Source organism: Roseateles aquatilis (genome assembly GCF_002205645.1).
GTDB lineage: Bacteria > Pseudomonadota > Gammaproteobacteria > Burkholderiales > Burkholderiaceae_C > Roseateles > Roseateles aquatilis.
Genome location: NZ_NIOF01000009.1, coordinates 42,974 through 60,826 on the forward strand (window position 1 = coordinate 42,974; position 17,853 = coordinate 60,826).

Annotated in this window: 17 protein-coding genes; 4 read left to right on the forward strand and 13 right to left on the reverse strand. The window is 67.1% G+C overall.

Going from position 1 to position 17,853, the window contains the following annotated elements; genetic code table 11:
- Positions 1-8 precede the first annotated feature (8 nt).
- From CDN99_RS18045 to CDN99_RS18095, 11 genes are all read right to left on the reverse strand, one after another.
- Positions 9-1,190, reverse strand: coding sequence for a glycosyltransferase (locus tag CDN99_RS18045; RefSeq protein WP_088386284.1), 1,182 nt, complete (start codon positions 1,188-1,190; stop codon positions 9-11).
- Positions 1,183-2,439: an O-antigen translocase gene (locus CDN99_RS18050; protein WP_088386285.1), complete on the reverse strand. Its 1,257-nt coding sequence runs from the start codon at positions 2,437-2,439 to the stop codon at positions 1,183-1,185. Before CDN99_RS18050 ends, CDN99_RS18045 begins: the two co-directional genes overlap by 8 nt.
- A gap of 138 nt (positions 2,440-2,577) precedes the next feature.
- On the reverse strand, positions 2,578-3,714 hold the full coding sequence (rffA, locus tag CDN99_RS18055; RefSeq protein WP_088386286.1) for a dTDP-4-amino-4,6-dideoxygalactose transaminase: 1,137 nt from the start codon (positions 3,712-3,714) through the stop codon (positions 2,578-2,580).
- Position 3,715: 1 nt separating this feature from the next.
- A complete protein-coding gene (locus CDN99_RS18060; protein ID WP_088386287.1) occupies positions 3,716-4,477 on the reverse strand; it encodes a hypothetical protein in 762 nt (253 codons plus the stop codon).
- Between the two features lie 31 nt (positions 4,478-4,508).
- Positions 4,509-5,753: an acyl-CoA reductase gene (locus CDN99_RS18065; protein ID WP_088386288.1), complete on the reverse strand. Its 1,245-nt coding sequence runs from the start codon at positions 5,751-5,753 to the stop codon at positions 4,509-4,511.
- A complete protein-coding gene (locus CDN99_RS18070; protein ID WP_088386289.1) occupies positions 5,750-6,865 on the reverse strand; it encodes a LuxE/PaaK family acyltransferase in 1,116 nt (371 codons plus the stop codon). Before CDN99_RS18070 ends, CDN99_RS18065 begins: the two co-directional genes overlap by 4 nt.
- Complete coding sequence (locus tag CDN99_RS18075) at positions 6,862-8,220, reverse strand: AMP-binding protein (RefSeq protein WP_088386290.1); 1,359 nt, start codon at positions 8,218-8,220, stop codon at positions 6,862-6,864. Before CDN99_RS18075 ends, CDN99_RS18070 begins: the two co-directional genes overlap by 4 nt.
- Complete coding sequence (locus tag CDN99_RS18080) at positions 8,217-8,954, reverse strand: SDR family NAD(P)-dependent oxidoreductase (protein ID WP_088386291.1); 738 nt, start codon at positions 8,952-8,954, stop codon at positions 8,217-8,219. The genes CDN99_RS18075 and CDN99_RS18080 overlap by 4 nt, the downstream gene beginning before the upstream one ends.
- 8 nt (positions 8,955-8,962) lie before the next feature.
- Positions 8,963-9,187: an acyl carrier protein gene (locus tag CDN99_RS18085; RefSeq protein ID WP_088386292.1), complete on the reverse strand. Its 225-nt coding sequence runs from the start codon at positions 9,185-9,187 to the stop codon at positions 8,963-8,965.
- A 48-nt stretch (positions 9,188-9,235) separates the two neighbouring features.
- Positions 9,236-10,333 carry a Wzz/FepE/Etk N-terminal domain-containing protein gene (locus CDN99_RS18090; RefSeq protein ID WP_238139584.1) on the reverse strand — a complete coding sequence of 366 codons (1,098 nt, stop codon included), beginning with the start codon at positions 10,331-10,333 and terminating at the stop codon, positions 9,236-9,238.
- Between the two features lie 17 nt (positions 10,334-10,350).
- On the reverse strand, positions 10,351-12,378 hold the full coding sequence (locus CDN99_RS18095; protein WP_238139585.1) for an SLBB domain-containing protein: 2,028 nt from the start codon (positions 12,376-12,378) through the stop codon (positions 10,351-10,353).
- A gap of 135 nt (positions 12,379-12,513) precedes the next feature.
- Here CDN99_RS18095 and CDN99_RS18100 point away from each other — a divergent pair, with 135 nt between their 5' ends.
- On the forward strand, positions 12,514-13,638 hold the full coding sequence (locus tag CDN99_RS18100; protein WP_088386294.1) for an MraY family glycosyltransferase: 1,125 nt from the start codon (positions 12,514-12,516) through the stop codon (positions 13,636-13,638).
- A gap of 139 nt (positions 13,639-13,777) precedes the next feature.
- Positions 13,778-15,310 (forward strand): DEAD/DEAH box helicase, encoded by a 1,533-nt coding sequence (locus CDN99_RS18105; RefSeq protein WP_088386295.1) that lies wholly within the window; start codon positions 13,778-13,780, stop codon positions 15,308-15,310.
- A 102-nt stretch (positions 15,311-15,412) separates the two neighbouring features.
- Here CDN99_RS18105 and CDN99_RS18110 read toward each other — a convergent pair whose 3' ends face one another.
- Both CDN99_RS18110 and CDN99_RS18115 read right to left on the reverse strand, forming a co-directional pair.
- Positions 15,413-16,204, reverse strand: coding sequence for an SAM-dependent methyltransferase (locus CDN99_RS18110; protein ID WP_088386296.1), 792 nt, complete (start codon positions 16,202-16,204; stop codon positions 15,413-15,415).
- A complete protein-coding gene (locus CDN99_RS18115; protein WP_375134453.1) occupies positions 16,201-16,815 on the reverse strand; it encodes a Maf family nucleotide pyrophosphatase in 615 nt (204 codons plus the stop codon). Before CDN99_RS18115 ends, CDN99_RS18110 begins: the two co-directional genes overlap by 4 nt.
- 96 nt (positions 16,816-16,911) lie before the next feature.
- On the opposite strand from CDN99_RS18115, the gene CDN99_RS18120 reads away from it, so the two are divergent.
- Positions 16,912-17,478 carry a YceD family protein gene (locus tag CDN99_RS18120; protein ID WP_088386297.1) on the forward strand — a complete coding sequence of 189 codons (567 nt, stop codon included), beginning with the start codon at positions 16,912-16,914 and terminating at the stop codon, positions 17,476-17,478.
- Positions 17,479-17,667: 189 nt separating this feature from the next.
- A complete protein-coding gene (rpmF, locus tag CDN99_RS18125) occupies positions 17,668-17,853 on the forward strand; it encodes a 50S ribosomal protein L32 (protein WP_088386298.1) in 186 nt (61 codons plus the stop codon).

A 17,853-nucleotide genomic window follows, 5' to 3' on the forward strand; every position in this document is an offset into this window, starting at 1 on the left:
CCGGCTGCTTACACGCCAAACTTCTTGCTCAGGAAACGCCAGACCAGCATGGGCAGGGCGTATCGCAGCCCATTCACCCGGCGGCCGCTGGATTGCAACAGCGCCTTGGCGGTGACGTCCACGACGTTCTTGGGCGAGAACGGCTGGATGCGCTTGATCGACGCTTCCTCGACGTACTTGTACTGCTCGGGCTTGGCGGCCAGGAGCTGGGCGATCAGATCCCCGATTGGCTTCTTCGGGTAGGGCAGTTGGGGTTCGAAGAAGCTGGTCCCGGGGATCTCATGGAGAAAGCCATAGGTTTCCGCCGCCGTGGCGTATTCGATCGCCGCGATGCTGGGCACTCCGCAGGCGGCGGCTTCCATGACCGCGGTGCCGGAGCCGACGAACACCAGCGCATCGCTGACTGCTTCCTTGAATCGGGCGTAGTCGAGTGAGCCATGAAGAATGACGGCCTCGGAGAGCCCCTGCTCCGAGATCGCCGCGCGCAGGGCAGCCTCGTCCGGGCCATCGCCGTAGATGTGGTACGTCACCGGATGACCCTGCGCCCGCAGCGTCTTCACGACCTCCAGCATGGTGAAGTTGTAGGTCTTGAAGTCGCACAGCCGCCCGATGGAGACGATCTTGTGACGATCCACGGCCTCCCGGCTAGGGGGGAAGTACTTGTCGATGTCGATCATCAGCGGAACGACAGGCGCCTGCGAAAAGGAGCGGCCGAGCAAACGTTCGTGATGGGCCTTGGCCGCGTCGTTGCCGAACACCTTGTTCTGGTCGGGCACGCCGTCCCGGAAGATCTGGCGAATGGCCTGGTGATGACGAAATCCCGCCATGACCGGCGGGCAGAAAAGCTCGGTCTGATAGACCCCCGCGAGCACATGCGCCTTCCTGTAGACGAACTGCTGCAACAGAGCCGCCAGGATCAGCGCGTAATTGATCGTCGCAAAGATGTAGTCGAACTCTGCGCCCAGCCGACTGCGCATCCGCGACGGAATCGGCGTGGCGATATCCGACAGGAAGACGACCGTGGCGTGCTCCTGCAACTGAGCGAGGAGCACCGGATCGTATGCTTTTCTCAACAGCAGAACCGTGGCGTCGAATCCCTTGGCCTTGAGCTCGCGGATGAGCCTGAGCAGGAGTGTCTCCACGCCGCCCATCTCGAAGTACAGATTGATGAACAGGATGCGCTTATTCATGGGTCTGGCGTCGCCACGCGCGATAGAACAGGGCGCAGAGCACAGTGAAGTAGACGATGTAGCAGACCGCGTAGCCGATGGACGCGCCGAGCGCCTGGTAATGGGACGTCAGGACCCATGCCAGGGTGAAGAACAGGCTGGCCTGGACGATATCGCCCAGGATGCTCCAGCGCAGCCAGGCATTGGCGACCACCACGTAACCCATGATGAAGCTGCCGATCTTGAAGAAGTCACCGATCAGTTGATAGGTCAACAGCTCACGAGCCGGCAGGAATTTCTCGGAGAAAAGCAGCGAGATCAGCGGCGACCCGAGCAGCCAGATGGCTGCGATGCAGGCGGCAACCAGGGGGAGCAGCCGCTTCATGGCCTCCACCATGTAGCGCAGTTGTTGCCGACCCGGCCCCAGCTCAGAGAGCTTGGGCATGTAGTACCCGGCCAACACCATGTTCACGAACAGCAGGTAGGCATCCGAGAGTCGAATCGTCGCCTGCCAATAGCCCACCTGCGTCCAGCCGGCCTGATCAGCCAGGTGGCTACGCAGGAGCATCTGGGCGACAGGCATCGTGGTCGCCGAAGCCGCCAGCATCAACGAGAAGCGGAACAGGTGTCGAGCGTCCGTCTTGTTGATCTTGAAGCTGCGGCGCAGGACTTCCGGATACTTCCTTCTGACGATCCACAGGGAAATCAGCGCGGGCAGGGCCGGCAGCACCGCCAGACCGATCAGCATGCCGGTATTGCCCCATAGATAGATCAGCGGCGCCAGCGCCAGCAAGCCCAGCAATGTGCCGGTGGTGTTGACGATGTTGGAAGAGACAACGTCCTTGTAGCCGCCCACGACCGCCAGGGCGAAGCTGTTGATGGCGATGCCCAGTTGCGCGACGCTCAAGAGATAGACGATGAAGGCGTATCCGGGTTCCTTGAATATCCACAAGGACAGAGGCCGGGCCGCGGCGATACCGATGGCCAACAGGATCAAGGAGGCGATCAACGAGTAGCCGCGCGCGGCGGACAGGAACTCATGCAGGCGCGCGGGCGCCTCCTTGTACTCCGCCACGTACTTGACGACGCCCGTGGCGATGCCTCCGCCGGCCAGCAGTACCAGGATCGTCGTCAGGGACATGAACTGTCCCATCAAGCCGAGGCCGCTGGGGCCGAGCAAGGTGGCGACGATCTTGATCAGCAGCAGGCCGAACAGCAGTTTGATGCCGGCACCTATCGCGGAGACAGCGCTGGCTTTCAGGAGTGACATAGAACTCGCGCGCGGTGGCGCCTTGGGAGGCTGCTGCTCAGGGCGGATCTGGGCCGCCGAGGTCTTGCTGCTGGGCGGGCGGGGTGACGGAGACTCGAACGCATCGCGGCCAGCACCTCGACTGGACCGCACCGGGGGTCAGGACGCGGACAGATGGGCCCCGATGGTTTCGCAGATGCGGTCGACATCCGAGTCGCTCAGCTCATAGAACATCGGCAGTCGCAGCAGGCAGTTGGAGAAACGATCGCTGTTCGGCAGCGGGCGACCATCATGCTTCTGCTGGAAGTAGGGGCTGTCGTGCAGCGACAGGTAGTGGAACACCGCATGGATGCCCTGCGCCTTCAGCGCGGCGATCAGCGCGGTGCGCTGCGGCAGGTCGCGGCACACCAGGTAGAACATGTGGGCGTTGTTGGTCGCGTAATCCGGGATCGTCGGCAGCGTGATGCCGTACTCCGGCAGCATCGGCGCAAGCTGGTCCCAGTAGCGTTGCCAGATGGCCTTGCGCCGCGCCTGGATGGTGTCCAGGTTCTCCAGCTGGGCGAACAGGTAGGCCGAGATGATGTCGGACGGCAGGAAGGACGATCCGACGTCCACCCAGCCGTACTTGTCGACTTCGCCGCGGAAGAACGAGCTGCGGTTGGTGCCCTTCTCCCGGATGATCTCCGCGCGGCCGGTGTAACGCGCGTCGTTGATGGCCAGCAAGCCGCCTTCACCGGCGATGACGTTCTTCGTCTCGTGGAACGAGAAGGCCGACAGCGCGCCGATGCCGCCCAGCGGCCGGCCCTTGTAGAACGCGTCGATCGCCTGGGCGGCGTCCTCGATCACGGTCACGCCGTGGCGGCGCGCGATCTCGTCGATGCGGTCCATGTCGCATGCGACACCGGCGTAATGCACCACCACGATGGCGCGGGTGCGCGGCGTGATCAGCGCCTCCAACTGCCCGGCATCGATGTTGGGGTTGTCAGCCTCACTGTCGGCGAAGACCAGCTTCGCGCCACGCAACACGAAGGCGTTGGCGCTGGAGACGAAGGTGAACGAGGGGACGATGACTTCGTCGCCTTCCTTGATGTCCAGCAGCAGCGCGCACATCTCCAGCGCATCGGTGCACGAGGTGGTCATCAGCGCCTTGGCGAAGCCGTAGCGCTCCTCGAAGAAGGAATGGCACTTCTTCGTGAACAGCCCGTCGCCGGAGATCTTGCCGGATGCCACCGCCTGCGCGATGTACACCAGCTCGCGCCCATGGAGATAGGGTTTGTTGAAGGGGATCGTCGTCATGTCAGTAGCGCTTGTGGAAGCCAAGGAGAAGCGCTTCGAACTGGAACTCGAAGCGGCGGTAGAGATTGAGGATCGGCACGTTGGCGGCCGAGATCAGCGTGTGGGCCTCGCGGATGCCGCGCAGGCGGTTCAGCCGGAGCGCCTCCGCCCACAGGGGCACGCCCAGCAGTGCGTGGCTGCGCTTGACACCGGTCAGCACCAGGTCGGCCACCGTGTCCGTGGCGCGCTGCACGTGCAGGCCGATCACCTCGCCCTTGAGACGATAGGTCAGGATCTCGTGCTTCTGGGCCGCGAGGTCGAGCAGCCAGAGCCGGTAGCGCCGGGCCGCGTCCTCGCTCGACACCCAGGGGTCCTCGTGGATGCGGCCGTGCTGGAAGTCCGCCGCGAGGATGTCCTGCAGCGCGGGATAGTCCTCCTCGCGCGCGGGCTCCAGCACGGGCCCCGGACGGATCAGGCGGTCGAACGCCTCGGTGGACTGGATGCGGGTGTGGCGAATGCGGTAGCTCGCCTCGGCGAAATAGAAGCCCGCCTGGTGCAGCGTGCGTTTCTCCTGAGCGCTGGGCGTGAAGCGACCATAGGCGAAGCGCACTCCCTCCTGGACGGCCCAGTCGTCGAACCGGGCGAGCAGCGAGGCCACCGTGGCGTCGTCCGCGCCGGCCGCGTCCAGGCGCGTGATCTCCGCGCAGGGATGTCCGAAGACGCGCTCGTCCCAGGGGGTACGGCGGTACTCGAGTTCGGCGGAGTCGACGGTGAAGCAGGGCATGAGGCGGGTCTTCGGAGAGCCGGCGGATCGGTCAGCCGGTCGGCAGCAGCACGTTGCGGCTGAAGGTGGTGATGAGGTCCTGGCCGTCCCAGACGGGCGCGAACGACAGGGCCTCGCCGAACTTGGCGAAGCGGTCGACGGCGCGCGGCGGCAACGCCAGGGCCAGCTCGACGAGCTCCTCGCGGGGGAAGCCGTGCACCGCGAGCGTCTGCTCCTTGTCCGAGAGCTGCGGCGCGAGGGCCGCGAGGCGCGGCAGCCGCGTCTCCAGGAACAGGCCGTTGCCGCAATGGAGGGTCTTGGCGGTCTCGTCCAGCGGGGTCTCCATGCGCAGGCGCATCGGATGCGCGCCACGGAACTCACCAGGTTCAGCGGGGCGGGCCAGGCGGGCGGCGGCGTACTCGAAGCTGGCCGCGACGCGGGCCATGTTCATGGCCTCGGAGTTCTCCGGCTGCCGCCGAGCCAGTTCGGTGTCCAGGGCCGCCCAGAAGCGCACGGCGGCCGCGTCGATGGTGGCGTCGTCGCCGACCCAGGCCACCAATCTCGGCGATGAGCAAGCCTGCTGCGCGAACCAGAAGGCGTCGTTGTAGAAGGCCGTCGCCAACTGCGCCAGCGCGGCGTCGTCGGCTTCCAGCACCGCCGAGGCCCGGATCGCGCAGGCCGAGAAGCGGTCGGGGAAGCAGATCTCGATGGCCGTCGGTCGAAGCGGGATCGCGCGCAGCGCGCGCACCGTCGCGTCGCCTCCCCACACCACGCGAATCAGGCAGGCCTCGGAAATGCCGCGGGTCAACTGCTCGTCGTGAGGATAGGTGAGCAGCACGATGCGCTCGCGCACCGGTGCGCCGACATCCTCGGCCAGCGTCTGCGCCAGCGCGCCGACCAGGAAGTCGAGCGGGGCGCTCGCCTTCTGCGAGACCCGCACCAGGTTCACGTTGCCCGCGAGCAGCGACAGCAGCCACGAGTACATGAACACCGAGTCCACGTTGCTCGGCGCCAGGTGGAAGGCCAGGCCGCGGCCGAGCTTGAGCAACTGCGGCGTCTCGAGCTCGTACTGGCCCGCGAGCGTCTGCAGGTTGGCGCCGCGGAACCAGTGACCCAGCGCCGCGAGCTCCGGATGCTGCCGGATGCCCGCCGAGGTCAGCAGCTTCTGCGAGAAGCGGCGCACGAAAGCCACGGCCCGTTCGTCGAAGGGGCGCCAGGCCGGCTGCGACCGCAGCGACGACAGCACTTGCGCGATGGGGGCGCCGTCCTGGGCGCCGAGGATGTAACGGATGCTCATGCCATCACCCGCGTATCGCTGCAGCCGCGCATTTCGACCTGCGGCAGACGACCGCGGACCGAGAAATAGGTGCCCTGCCGGCCGCAGGGGCAGTCGTCGCGGCCATGCCGGGTGCCGACGTCCTCCGTCAGCAGTGAATGGCCGGGGTAGCTCAGCGGGATCGCGCTGAGCACCTGGATGACGCCGGGTATCCCGTCCGGCACCGGTTGCAGTGTGTGGGGGTCGCGGATGATCACGTCGGCGTAGGCGGGGCTGTGCAGATGGCCGTGCTCGCACTCCATGAAGATCGAGCCGACCTGCTCCACCATGCCGTAGTAGTTGTGCACGTGATCGATGCCGAACTGCTCATGCAGGCGGGCCTTGAACTCGTCGTTGTTCACCTGTTGGTCCAGCAGCCGCTTCCAGCCGCCGCCATGGATCAGCAGGCTGCCTTTCGGGAAGCGCAGGCGCACGCCCTGGCGCAGCGCGCTGTGGTAGAGACCCTGCCAGATGACGAAGGTGAAACCGAATAGCAGCACCGGCGTGTCGGCGTGACGTTCCAACCAGGCTTGCAGGCCCGCGACGTCAAGCGACAGCGCGTCATCGAGGCAATGAAAGTGGTCGCGGCCGTAGGTCGAAAAACCGAGGATGCCGGCGGCGCGGGCGTTGAAGCGCTTGCGGTCGCTGAGCAGGCCGCTGGAGTCGACGATCACCATCGGCCAGCGCTTCTTGCCCAGGAACGACGCCATGATGGCGCTGAGCACCCGGGTCTGACGGATCGAGGTTTCTCGATCCAGGTAGATGCGCGAGACGGCCTGCCCGGTCGTGCCGCTCGAGGTCAGCGTCTTGATGACGTCCTGCTCCGGCACGCTGCGCAGTTCGGCGGTCTTGAACAGGCGCACCGGCAGGTAGGGCACCTGGTCCAGCGCGACCGCGTCCCCGGCGGGAAAGAGCCGCTCGACCATCGCGGCATACGGCGCGCCGCGCTCGCGATGCCAGCGGGTGAGTTCGTTCATCGCGGCCAGCAGGGCGGGCCCCTTCACCGCCTCGGGGTAGTCGTAGGGGCGGGAGATGTCCAGAGGAAGCGCCGGGCCCTGGGCCGGGCCGGGCGCGAGCGTGTCGGAAAGGGTCATTGACTGCTCAGCAACGGGCTGTAGTCCTTCTTGCCGGTTGGCAGGAGGGGCAGATGGTCCACGAGCCTCAGCTTGACCATCGAGTGGTGGATCATGAACTGGTCGCGGAGGTAGGTGCGCGCGCTATCGATCTGCGCGGCGTCGCCGGATTCGATCCAGACGACCAGGCCGTCATCCTTGCCGCCGACGGAGACCGGGCCCTGCAGGTGCATGTGCAAGGCCTGCTCGACCTCATCCAGGCCGATGCGGTTGCCGCTGACCTTGATGAAGCGTTTCAGGCGGCCGGTGATGTAGAAGAAGCCGTCCTCGTCGACGCGGCCGAGGTCGCCCGTGGCCAGCCGGCCGCCGAGTTCATCGCCCAATGCGAGGTCGGCGGGATGTTCCGCGTAACCCAGCATCACGTTGGGACCTTCATAGACGAGCTCGCCGCTGTCTGGCGCGACGCTGAGCGCGCCGCCAGGAATCGCGATGCCGATCGAGCCGATCTTGGTGCCCAAGCGCTCCGGCGGCACGTAGCTGATGCGCGCGCAAGCCTCGGTCTGGCCGTACATCACGAAGAAGCGCAGACCGGCCGCCTCGGCCGCCTCGGCCACCAGCCGGGTCATCCGGTCGTCCAGCTTGCCGCCGGCCTGCGTGAGCGTGCGCAGCGACGGGGCCGGCTGCTTGAAGAAGCCGGTTCGGGCCAGCATCTGATAAACGTAAGGCACGCCCGCCAGCGAGGTCGCGCGATGGTCCTGCAGGCGTTGCAGGAACTCACGGCTGATGACGCTGTCGTTGTTGAGGACCAGCGACCCACCGGCTGCCAGATGGCTGTTGATCACCGACAAGCCGTACGAGTAATTCATCGGCAACGAGGTGATCGCGCGTTCGTCGCGGGACAGCGCCAGATAGTCGGCGATCGACGCCGCGTTCGCCTGCAGCGCTTCCCGCGAAAGACGCACCAGCCGCGGGCTGCCGGTACTGCCGGACGTGCTGAGCAGCAGGCCCAGTGCCGGATGCAGCGTCACGCGGGCAGCCGTGCGCGCGGACGAAGGTACCGGCCCGGTCTGGCCGTCGCGACCGGCGATCCAGTCGGGGCCATAGTGCGCCACGAGCGCCTTGAACTGGTCCGCGGGCATGTCGGCGGCCAGCAGCAGCGGCACATGGCCGAGCCGCAGACAGGCCAGCATCAGGGCAATGTCCTCGACCCGATTGGCACATGACAAGAAGCCAAAGCTGCGGCTTCCGAAGCGCGCCAGCCGGTCTTCATGCGCACCCACGCGCGCGAGCAACGCCTCCCGATCGATCGGGGTGCCGTCGGTGTCGACGAGCACCAGGTCGCCGGGGGCATGGGCCGTCAGCGTCCAGTAGCTCATAGGCTCATCCCGCCGTCGACGCCGATCACCTGGCCGGTGATGTAGGCCGAGCGATCGGAGGCCAGGAAACGAACGAGGTCCGCGACTTCTGTGGCGGTCCCCATGCGACCCATCCGGACCCGCGCGAGGTTCTGTCGGTGGACGTCCTCGTGATGTTGGCGGTTGAGGTCGGTATCGATGTAGCCGGGCGCGACCGCGTTGACGCGGATGTGTTGCGCCGCCAGTTCCTTCGCCGCGGCGAGCGTGGCGCCGATCAAGCCGGCCTTGGCGGCGGTGTAGGGCACCTGACCCTCGAAACCGAAGCGGCCGACGATCGACGACATGTTGACGATGGAGCCGCAACCGTTCCGGCTCATCAACTTCGCCGCGCCCTGCAGGTGCAGGATGGCCGCCGCGAGGTTGACGTCCAGCGTGCGCGCCAGCGCCTGGTGCGAGATCATTCCCAGCTTGGCCGGCTCCATCAGGCCCGCGTTGTTGACCAGCACGTCCAGTCGACGGCATTGCTTGAACACGTCCTGGAACGCCTTGCCGATGCTGGCGGTGTCGCCCATGTCATAGGCGACGACCATCGCGTTGGCGCTGGTTTCGGGCGGGAGCGACGCCAACAGGGCGTCGAGCGATTCCCGCTTGCTGGCATGCAGCACCAGGCGGTAGCCGTCCTGCGCCAGCGCGCTGGCGCAGGCGGCGCCGATGCCGCGAGAAGCTCCGGTGACGAAGGCGACGCGTTCCTGCATTGGCGGTGTCAGAGGTACTTGGCCACGATCTGCTTCGCCTTGGCGAAGCTGCTCATGTCGATGACGTCTTCCGCGTCGATCATGATGTCGAACGACTCTTCGATCGCGGCGATCAGCGCCATGTGCGCGACCGAGTCCCAGTTCGGGAACTCCGAGTAGGTTGTCGCGTCAGTGATCTGGTCCGGCGTCGTGCCGAGGGCGTCGGCGAAAGCGGTGCGCAGTTGGTCTTCCATGGAGTAAGCAGGTGAAGGGTTGGGAAACGTCCTGGCAGGACGGGGCGCTCAGGCGGCGGCGCGCGCAGGCTTGCGACGCGAGGCCACGACGACGTAGAGCATGGCCGCGAAGAGCCCCGCAAAGGCGCCGCCGAGGGCCGTCATGGCGCGGCGCGGCTTGGATTTATGGTCGGGGACGAGCGCGGGATCGATGATCTGGATCAGGCTGCCCTCACGGCTTTCATCGCTTTTCGCCAACTCGAACTGGCGCGCGAAGATGTCGAAGAGCGCTTCCTCGTACTTGTAGTCGCGGTACCTGGAGACGTAGCCGTCCTGCTGGCGCGCGCCGGCGGCTCCGGCGGCCTCCGCCTTGCCGATCTGGACTTCGAGCGCGGCCAGGGTGGCGCGTGCCCGCTGCACCTCCGAGGAGTTGTCAGACAGCGTCGACTGCAGGGTCCGCAGGCGGACTTCGGCCGCCGTTTGCTCGGCCTTGAGCCGGGCATAAGACTCGGCGGCAGCCCGCGGCTCGGACTTCAGGTCGCCAGCGCTGAACCCGCTGACCTGGAGGGCTTGCTGGGCCAGCGTGAGCCGGTCCCGCGTCTGCTTGAGCTGGGTTTCAAAGAACACCCGACGCTGGGCAGCTTCGGACAGCGCCAGACCGCTGGTCATGCGCTGCAGTTCGTTGATGTAGCGGTTGGCCATGTCGGCGGCACGTTTCGGATCGTGGTCGTCGACCTCGATGTAGATGAGCCCGTCCTTTTTTCCGGGTTGCATCCGGACGTTGTCGTCCAGCCGCTGGCGCGCCACGGAGCGCAGCTTGGCCTCATAGACGTCCATGAGGTGGAACTGGTCGATGATGCGGTCGCTCACCGTGACGCTCTGCATGAGCGAGATGAACTGGTCGGTGGGGCTCTTGACGGCGCCACTGCCCGCCAGTGACGCCAGCGCGCCTAGCGAGGCGAGGGCGGCGGCCGAGCTGCTCTGCTGTTGCTGCGGCGGCAGGAAGCTGGCCTTCGCGGTGAACGTGGGCTGAATCAGGTAGGTGACGCCAAGTGCGAGGGCGCCCGTCAGCACGGTGGCCGAGGCGAGCGTGCGCCAGGACCGGCCGAGCAGCGACAGTAGCTCGTGCACCTGATCGTTGTTGTGCATCGTCATGGGACTGTTCAAGATGGGCTCTCCGGGCGTCAGTTCTTGATCGTCTTCAACGCCGCCGCGCCCAGACCGAACTGGTACAGGATCTGCGTCCAGTCCTTCGCCTCTTGAATGAACGTCGTCTTGTTCATCTCTTCCGGCACGAAGACCGTGTCGCCCGGCAGCGCCTGCAGGCCCGCCATGTTGGATCCCCAACCCAGCCACCCGCTGCTGGACTGCCGCGCGCTGATCACCGTGCCGTTCGCCCGAATCACGAAGACGCTCGCCGCATCCGCACCGCGGGTCGGGCCGCCAGCGAGCTTGACGATGTCATCCACCGAGCTGCCATCCTTCAACAGGAAGCTGCCCGCGTTGAACACGCTGCCGAACACGCCGACCGTCGTCGGACGCGCCGGAATCATCAGATGATCGCGGTCCTCGACGGTCAGGCTCGGCAGCTGCTTCGCATCCGACTCCAACTGCAGCACGACGCGACCCGTCGGGCGTACCGCGCGCAGCCGCTGCACCAGGCGCTCGGTGCCCGAGGCTCGCTGCGCCAGCGCCGCCGCTTCGTCCGCTGTCGCTGCACGCGCGGTCGCGCTGTTCTTCGTGAACTCCGTTTCCAGATCACGCAGCGCCCGGTCGTAGTTCTCCTGCTGCGCCAGTCTCACGCTCTCGCGCGAGAAATCCGTGCCGAAGACGAATGCCTGCGGCGTCAGGCCGCCCGCGGCCTGGATCGCGTCCGCCAGGGTGCTCGTCGGCGGCATCACGTACTCGCCGGGGCGCGCGACTTCGCCCTCCACCAGCACCCGCTTGTACTGCTTGTGCTGCGGCAGCGCCGCATTGACGCTGCTGAACACGCGCACGACGTCACCATTGCTGGCGATCGTCTTGATCTGTGCGGGGAGTTGCAGTTCGACCACGCGACGATCGTTCCGATCGCTGAGGCGCTCGATCGACATCCGCGAGCGATCCGCCACGGCGCTGAAGCCGCCCGCCATCGCCAGCACGTCGTCCACGGTCTCGCCGGGCTTGAGCTCGACGATCGACTGCTTGTTCACGCTGCCGAGCATCGCCACCTGCGGGCCGATGGGGCCGACGTGGATCACGTCCTCGGCCTGCAGCGCGCGGTCGCTCGACTTGTCGCCCTTGAGCAGCAGGTCATACGCGTCGAACGTGGCCACGACACGGCCGTTGCGGCGCAGCTCGATCTGGCGGAAGCTGCCAGCGGCCGACGGGCCGCCGGCGCGGATCAGGCCGTTCACGATCGTCGCCAGGCTGCTGACCGTGTACGCGCCCGGCTTCGCGGTGAAGCCTGTCACGTAGATGCGGATCGTGCGCAGCTTGCCCAGCGAGGTGCTGACCTGGAAGTTCTTGAAGACCTGGCCGATGCGATTGCGCACGACATCGTTCAGATCACCGTAGCGCACGCCCGCCACCAGCACCGGGCCGACGCGCGGGATCGTCACACGGCCGCTGCGGTCGACGGTCAGGCGCAGGTCGGCATCGACGGAACCCCAGGCGGTGACCTGAATCTCGTCACCGACACCGATGAGGTAATCCGCCGGAGCGAGGCGGGGGCCGTCGGCCTCGGCGCCGCGCGCCTGGCGATCGTCCAGCATCAGGTCCGCGCCCAGCCGACGCACGATGTTGTCCGCGGAGACCGAGGCGGTCTTGCCGACCGCGCCGACTTGCGTCACCGTGCCGATCTCGTCTCGGGCCGATTCCGCGCGCTTCAGCGATTCCAGCGTCACCGGATCGGTGAGGTCGAGACCCAGCAGCTTGTTGACGTAGATCTCGAATTCGCCAGGCACGTACTTGGCAGCTTTTGCACGTTGCTCGGCCTGGGACGCTTGCGCCGCGTTGGGTGCTTCCTGCGCGCTTCGGCTTTGCAGACGAACCGGTCCAGAGACGTCGTTGTTTTCGGCGGAGGTCTGATTCCCCGTCGTCGACTGCGCGAATGCCGGCGAGGCCATCAAGCACGCGGCCAGCAGCGTCAGCGCATGTCGCGCGAAGCGATGCGGTTCTTGAGACTTTGTCGAAGCGGCCGGCGAAAGGGCGCGTTGGGCGCGAAGTTCCATGCGTGATCTCGTCTAGGGCTGGACGCGCGGCTCGCGACGGAGACCCGTCCGAGCAGCAAGCGCCGCATTCTATGTGCAGCGGTGTTGTGCCAAAGCCGCCGTCTTCGGGAGTCGCCTCGTTACACTGCCGCCCTTATGTTGTATTTGTTAATCCCGTTCGCACTGGCAGCGGTGATCACCCTTTACGTGGTGCACTCGTCGACGGTCCATGGTCATCTGTCCGCGGACCATGACTTGTCCGGGCCGCAGAAGTTCCATGCGCGGCCCGTGCCACGCATTGGCGGTGTCGGCATCTTTGCCGGCCTCGTCGGCATGGTGGCGCTGGCTTACTTCCTCGGGCATCCGCAGGCCAAGACCGGCGCGCTGCTCCTGGTTTGCGGCCTGCCGGCTTTCGCCGCCGGCCTGATCGAAGACTTCACCAAGAAGGTCTCGCCCGGCAAGCGCCTGCTCGCGACCGCGATCTCGGCCGGGATGGCCTGCTGGCTGCTCGGCGCGATGATCACGCGCACCGACATCCCGGGGCTGGATTTCATCGTCGGCACGGTGGCCGGCGCCGCGGTGATCACGATCTTCGTCGTGGCGGGGGTGGCCAACTCGGTCAACATCATCGACGGCTTCAATGGCCTGTCCTCGATGTGCGTCAGCTTGATGCTGCTGACCCTGGCCTATGTCTCCTACCAGGTCGGCGACACCGAGCTCGCGCTCTGGGCGCTCGCGGGCGTGGGCGCGATCCTGGGCTTCTTCGTCTGGAACTACCCCGCCGGCCTGATCTTCCTGGGTGACGGCGGCGCGTACTTCATGGGCTTCTACCTGGCCGAGGTCGCCATCCTGCTGATCCATCGCCATCCGCAGGTCTCTCCGCTGTTCGCGCTGATGGTGTGCATCTATCCGGTGTTCGAGACGCTGTTCTCCATCTACCGCCGTCGCTTCCTGCGCAACACGTCCCCCGGCGATCCGGACGGCATCCACCTGCATTCGCTGATCTATCGCCGCCTGATGCGCTGGGCGCTGGGCGCCCGCGACGCGCGGATGATGACGCGCCGCAACTCGATGACCGCGCCTTACCTCTGGACGCTGTGCATCTCGTCGCTCGCGCCGGCGCTGCTGTTCTGGGACTCGACGCCGATGATCGCGGCTTGCATGGTGTTGTTCGGCATCGCCTACGTGGCGTTGTACTGGCGCATCGTCCGTTTCCGGACGCCCAAGTGGCTGGTCTTTCGCGGTGACCAACGCAAGTTGCCCGATCGCACGACCCAGTGATCCCGCCCGCGAGGCCGCTCTCCAGCGGCCCTGTTCGTTGGCTTCCGACGCCATGCATTTCGGTGGATCTCGACGCGATCCGTCGCGGTCTCGGTGGTTTCCCGAGGCATTTCCGGGCGTTGGAGGATAATCCGCGCCCATGACCGATACCACTCCGACGCCAAGCCCTCGTTTCGACACGCTGCCGCTTGACCCCAAGCTGCTGCGCGCCGTCGACGACCAGGGCTACGCGACGATGACGCCCATCCAGGCCAAGGCGATCCCGATCGTCCTCGCTGGCCGCGACGTGATGGGCGCCGCCCAGACCGGCACCGGCAAGACCGCCGCGTTCTCGATTCCGCTGCTGCAGCGCATGCTCAAGCACGAGAACGCCTCCATGTCGCCCGCCCGCCACCCGGTGCGCGCGCTGGTGCTGGCTCCGACCCGCGAGCTGGCCGACCAGGTCGCCAACAACGTCAAGGCCTACGCCAAGCACACCCAGCTGCGGGTGGCCTGCGTGTTCGGCGGTATCGACATGAAGCCCCAGACGCTGCAGCTCAAGGCGGGCGTCGAGGTGCTGATCGCCACCCCGGGTCGTCTGCTCGACCACATCGAGGCGAAGAACGCGGTGCTGAATCATGTCGAGTACGTCGTGCTCGACGAGGCCGACCGGATGCTGGACATCGGCTTCCTGCCCGACTTGCAGCGCATCCTCAGCTACCTGCCCAAGGCACGGCAGACGCTGCTGTTCTCGGCGACGTTCTCGCCCGAAATCAAGCGGCTCGCGCAGAGCTACCTGCAGGAGCCCGAGCTGGTCGAGGTCGCCCGCCCGAACGCGACCGCGTCGACCGTCGAGCAGCGCTTCTTCAGCGTCGACGACGACGACAAGCGCGCCGCAGTCAAGCAGTTGCTGCGCCAGCGCGAGATCAAGCAGGCGATCGTGTTCGTGAACTCGAAGCTCGGCGCCGCGCGTCTGGCGCGCACTTTCGAGCGCGACGGCCTGAAGACCGCCGCGCTGCACGGTGACAAGTCGCAGGACGAGCGGCTGAAGTCGCTCGAGGCCTTCAAGCGCGGCGAGGTCGACTTGCTGGTGGCTACCGACGTCGCCGCCCGTGGCCTGGACATCGCGGACCTGCCGGCGGTGTTCAACTTCGACGTGCCGTTCAACGCGGAAGACTACGTGCACCGCATCGGCCGCACCGGCCGCGCCGGCGCCTCGGGCCTGGCGTTCACGCTGGTGACGAAGGCCGACGCGCGACTGGTCGGCGAGATCGAAAAGCTCATCAAGCGCAAGCTGGATCTGGAGCCGATCGAGCTGGAAGATGCGCGTCGCCGTTTCGATGGTGGCGACCGCGGTGAGCGGAGCGACCGAGGCCCGCGCCCTGAGCGCGCCGGCGCCGGTGACAGCGAAGGACGCGGTGAGCGCCGCGACTTCCGCCGTGAGCGCGAAGACCGCCGCGACGAGGGTTACGGCGCGCAGCCGCCCGTGCGTGCGCCGCAGCGCCAGGCCTATGACCCGCTGTTCGACAAGCCCTATGAGGCGTCGGACGGCGCCGAGGTGCCGTCCTGGGACAAGACGGCCGGTGCCGCCAACACGGCGCGTGGCATGACCAGCAACATCAAGCCGAAGAAGAAGGTCGCGGCGCTGTTCGGCGCCAAGCGGCCGCCGGTGACGGCGGACAGCGAGACCTGATGCCGGGAGGCGCCCTCTGCCGCGCGCGGCGGGCACCACATCGAGCCAGAACAAACAAGGCCGGACCACCGCGAGGTGTCCGGCCTTGGTTGCGTCTGGCGGTCAGCGCGAGCCGAGCAGGGCGAACACTGCCGGAATTTTGTCCGGCAAGGCCTTGGGCGCCTTGCGCCATTGCGCGACGGTCGCCGAATGCGTCCACGCGTCGGCCAGGCTCAGGCCGCAACTGACCGACAGCAGCGTGGTCGGCTTCAACTGCGTCAGCAGCGCCTGCAGCAGCGCGCCGTTGCGATAGGGCGTCTCGATCATCAGTTGCGTCTGCTGCTCGCGAGCGGACCAGGCTTCCAGGTCCTTCAGCCGGGTCTGGCGCGCGCCCGCGTCGACCGGCAGGTAGCCGACGAAGGCGAAGCTCTGGCCATTGAGGCCGCTGGCGGCGACCGCCATCAGCAGCGAGCTCGGTCCGACCAGCGGCACGACCTCGATGCCTGCCGCATGGGCCGCCGCCACCAGCTGCGCGCCGGGATCGGCGACCGCCGGCATGCCGGCCTCGGAGATCAGCCCGATGTCGTGGCCGTCGAGCGCCGGCTGCAGCAGCTTCGCCCAGGCTTGTGCCTCGGTGGCGGCGGTGGCCGCGGCATTCGCGGCGGGCGCCCGGCCCTTGGGTGGGCGCGGCAGTTCCTGGATGTCCTGTTCCTGCAGCGCCTTGGCCAGCGGGTGGATCGCGCCGGCGCGCTTCAGGAAGGCGCGCGTCGTCTTGGCGTTCTCGGCGGCCCAATGGGTGATCGAGGCCGCGCGGGCGATGACGGCGTCCGGCAGGATCTCACGCAGGTCGACTTCCTGGCCGTCCATGCCGAAATCCAACGTGTTGGGAACGAGGTAGAGGCGGCCGCGGCTCATCGGGCGATTCCAGGCAGGCGATTCAGGACGTCGACCCCGCCGCGGCGCAGCAGCGCGACGGTGCGGATCAGCGGCAGGCCGATCAGCGCGGTCGGGTCGTCGGACTCGATCGCGTCCAGCAGCGCGATGCCCAGGCCCTCGGCCTTGGCGCTGCCGGCGCAGTCGTAGGGCTGCTCGGCGCGGAGGTAGCGCTCGATGTCGGCATCGTCGAGGTCGCGGAAACGCACGCGCACCGGCGCGAGGTCCTCGGCCTCGAAGCCGGTTTCGGCGCAGACGACGGCCAGCGCCGTGTGGAACACGACCGTGCGGCCACGCATCGCGCGCAACTGCTCGACGGCGCGGTCATGCGTGCCGGGCTTGCCCAACGGCTGGCCGTCGAGGTCGGCGACCTGGTCGGAGCCGATCACCAGTGCGCGGGGAAAACGCGCCGCGACCGCGCGGGCCTTGGCCAGGGCCAGTCGGCTGGCGAGGGTCTCTGGCGTTTCGCCGGGGCGCGGGGTTTCATCGACATCGGGGGCGGCGGTCTCGAACGGCAGGCGCAGCCGTTCCAGCAGTTCGCGCCGGTAGCGGGAGGTGGAGCCCAGGATCAGCGGGCGGGGAAGGGCGGTCATGGGGGCGGATTCTCCCATCGCGGCCACCTGCCGGAATGGTGTCGCCGCCAGGCCTTTGGCGGGCGTCGGCCGATCGGCCTCGTACACTTGCGCCCCATGAAACCGCGTTCGTTCGATCCCCTGAAGCTCGAGATGGAGGCCTTCGCCCGCGCCGGCGCCTCGCTGGCAGGCGAGTGGCCTGTCCCGAGCCTCCCCCGGCTGGCCGAATCGGCCGCGCCCGAGTCCGACCCCGCTCAATGGCCGCCCGTGACCTGGTCCGCCCGCGGCGAGCTCCGCACCCCGCGCGGCGGCGACGCGCAGATCTGGCTGGAGCTGACCGCCGCCGCGCAGGTCGCGCTGACCTGCCAGCGATGCCTGAAGCCGGTGCGCGAGGATCTGGCGGTCTCGCGCTGGTTCCGCTTCGTCCGGGACGAGGACAAGGCGGCGGAGCTGGACATGGACAGCGACGACGATGTGCTCGCGCTGGCTCGCCACGTGAACCTGCGCGAGCTGGTCGAGGACGAGTTGCTGCTGGAGCTGCCGGTCGTGCCGCGCCACGAGGCGTGCCCGGAGCCGCTGCCGCATGCCAATGTCGAAGAGGAAGAAGCGGCGCTGGAAGAGGAGCGTCCCAACCCGTTCGCCGCGCTCGCGGCGTTGAAGAAGGGTTCGGCTGGCAAAGCTTGAGGGGGCTGTGCTATAGTCTCGGGCTTTCCCGGTTCACGTTGTCTGCGTTCATCAGAACGCCGTGCCGGGGCCGAGGCGTCGGTAGCGGAGCATCCTTCAGTGGAGCCGCGGCAAAAGCTCGAGTTCTCTCGAGAGCCCGAGCAAGCCTCGAAACCACCGAAGCCAGCCGAAGCCTTTAGGAGAATCAACATGGCCGTTCAGCAAAACAAGAAGTCGCCTTCCAAGCGTGGCATGCACCGCTCGCACAATGCCCTGGTCACCCCGGGTACCGCGATCGAGCCGACCACCGGTGAAGTGCATATGCGTCACCACATCAGCCCCAACGGCTTCTATCGCGGCCGCAAGGTGCTGAAGACCAAGGCCGACGCCGCCTGA

Coding starts and splice junctions, on each gene's coding strand:
- CDN99_RS18045 (WP_088386284.1), bottom strand. CDS start 1,190: ATGAATAAGCGCATCCTGTTCATCAATCTGTACTTCGAGATGGGCGGC.
- CDN99_RS18050 (WP_088386285.1), bottom strand. CDS start 2,439: ATGTCACTCCTGAAAGCCAGCGCTGTCTCCGCGATAGGTGCCGGCATC.
- rffA (WP_088386286.1), bottom strand. CDS start 3,714: ATGACGACGATCCCCTTCAACAAACCCTATCTCCATGGGCGCGAGCTG.
- CDN99_RS18060 (WP_088386287.1), bottom strand. CDS start 4,477: ATGCCCTGCTTCACCGTCGACTCCGCCGAACTCGAGTACCGCCGTACC.
- CDN99_RS18065 (WP_088386288.1), bottom strand. CDS start 5,753: ATGAGCATCCGTTACATCCTCGGCGCCCAGGACGGCGCCCCCATCGCG.
- CDN99_RS18070 (WP_088386289.1), bottom strand. CDS start 6,865: ATGACCCTTTCCGACACGCTCGCGCCCGGCCCGGCCCAGGGCCCGGCG.
- CDN99_RS18075 (WP_088386290.1), bottom strand. CDS start 8,220: ATGAGCTACTGGACGCTGACGGCCCATGCCCCCGGCGACCTGGTGCTC.
- CDN99_RS18080 (WP_088386291.1), bottom strand. CDS start 8,954: ATGCAGGAACGCGTCGCCTTCGTCACCGGAGCTTCTCGCGGCATCGGC.
- CDN99_RS18085 (WP_088386292.1), bottom strand. CDS start 9,187: ATGGAAGACCAACTGCGCACCGCTTTCGCCGACGCCCTCGGCACGACG.
- CDN99_RS18095 (WP_238139585.1), bottom strand. CDS start 12,378: ATGGAACTTCGCGCCCAACGCGCCCTTTCGCCGGCCGCTTCGACAAAG.
- CDN99_RS18100 (WP_088386294.1), top strand. CDS start 12,514: ATGTTGTATTTGTTAATCCCGTTCGCACTGGCAGCGGTGATCACCCTT.
- CDN99_RS18105 (WP_088386295.1), top strand. CDS start 13,778: ATGACCGATACCACTCCGACGCCAAGCCCTCGTTTCGACACGCTGCCG.
- CDN99_RS18110 (WP_088386296.1), bottom strand. CDS start 16,204: ATGAGCCGCGGCCGCCTCTACCTCGTTCCCAACACGTTGGATTTCGGC.
- CDN99_RS18115 (WP_375134453.1), bottom strand. CDS start 16,815: ATGACCGCCCTTCCCCGCCCGCTGATCCTGGGCTCCACCTCCCGCTAC.
- CDN99_RS18120 (WP_088386297.1), top strand. CDS start 16,912: ATGAAACCGCGTTCGTTCGATCCCCTGAAGCTCGAGATGGAGGCCTTC.
- rpmF (WP_088386298.1), top strand. CDS start 17,668: ATGGCCGTTCAGCAAAACAAGAAGTCGCCTTCCAAGCGTGGCATGCAC.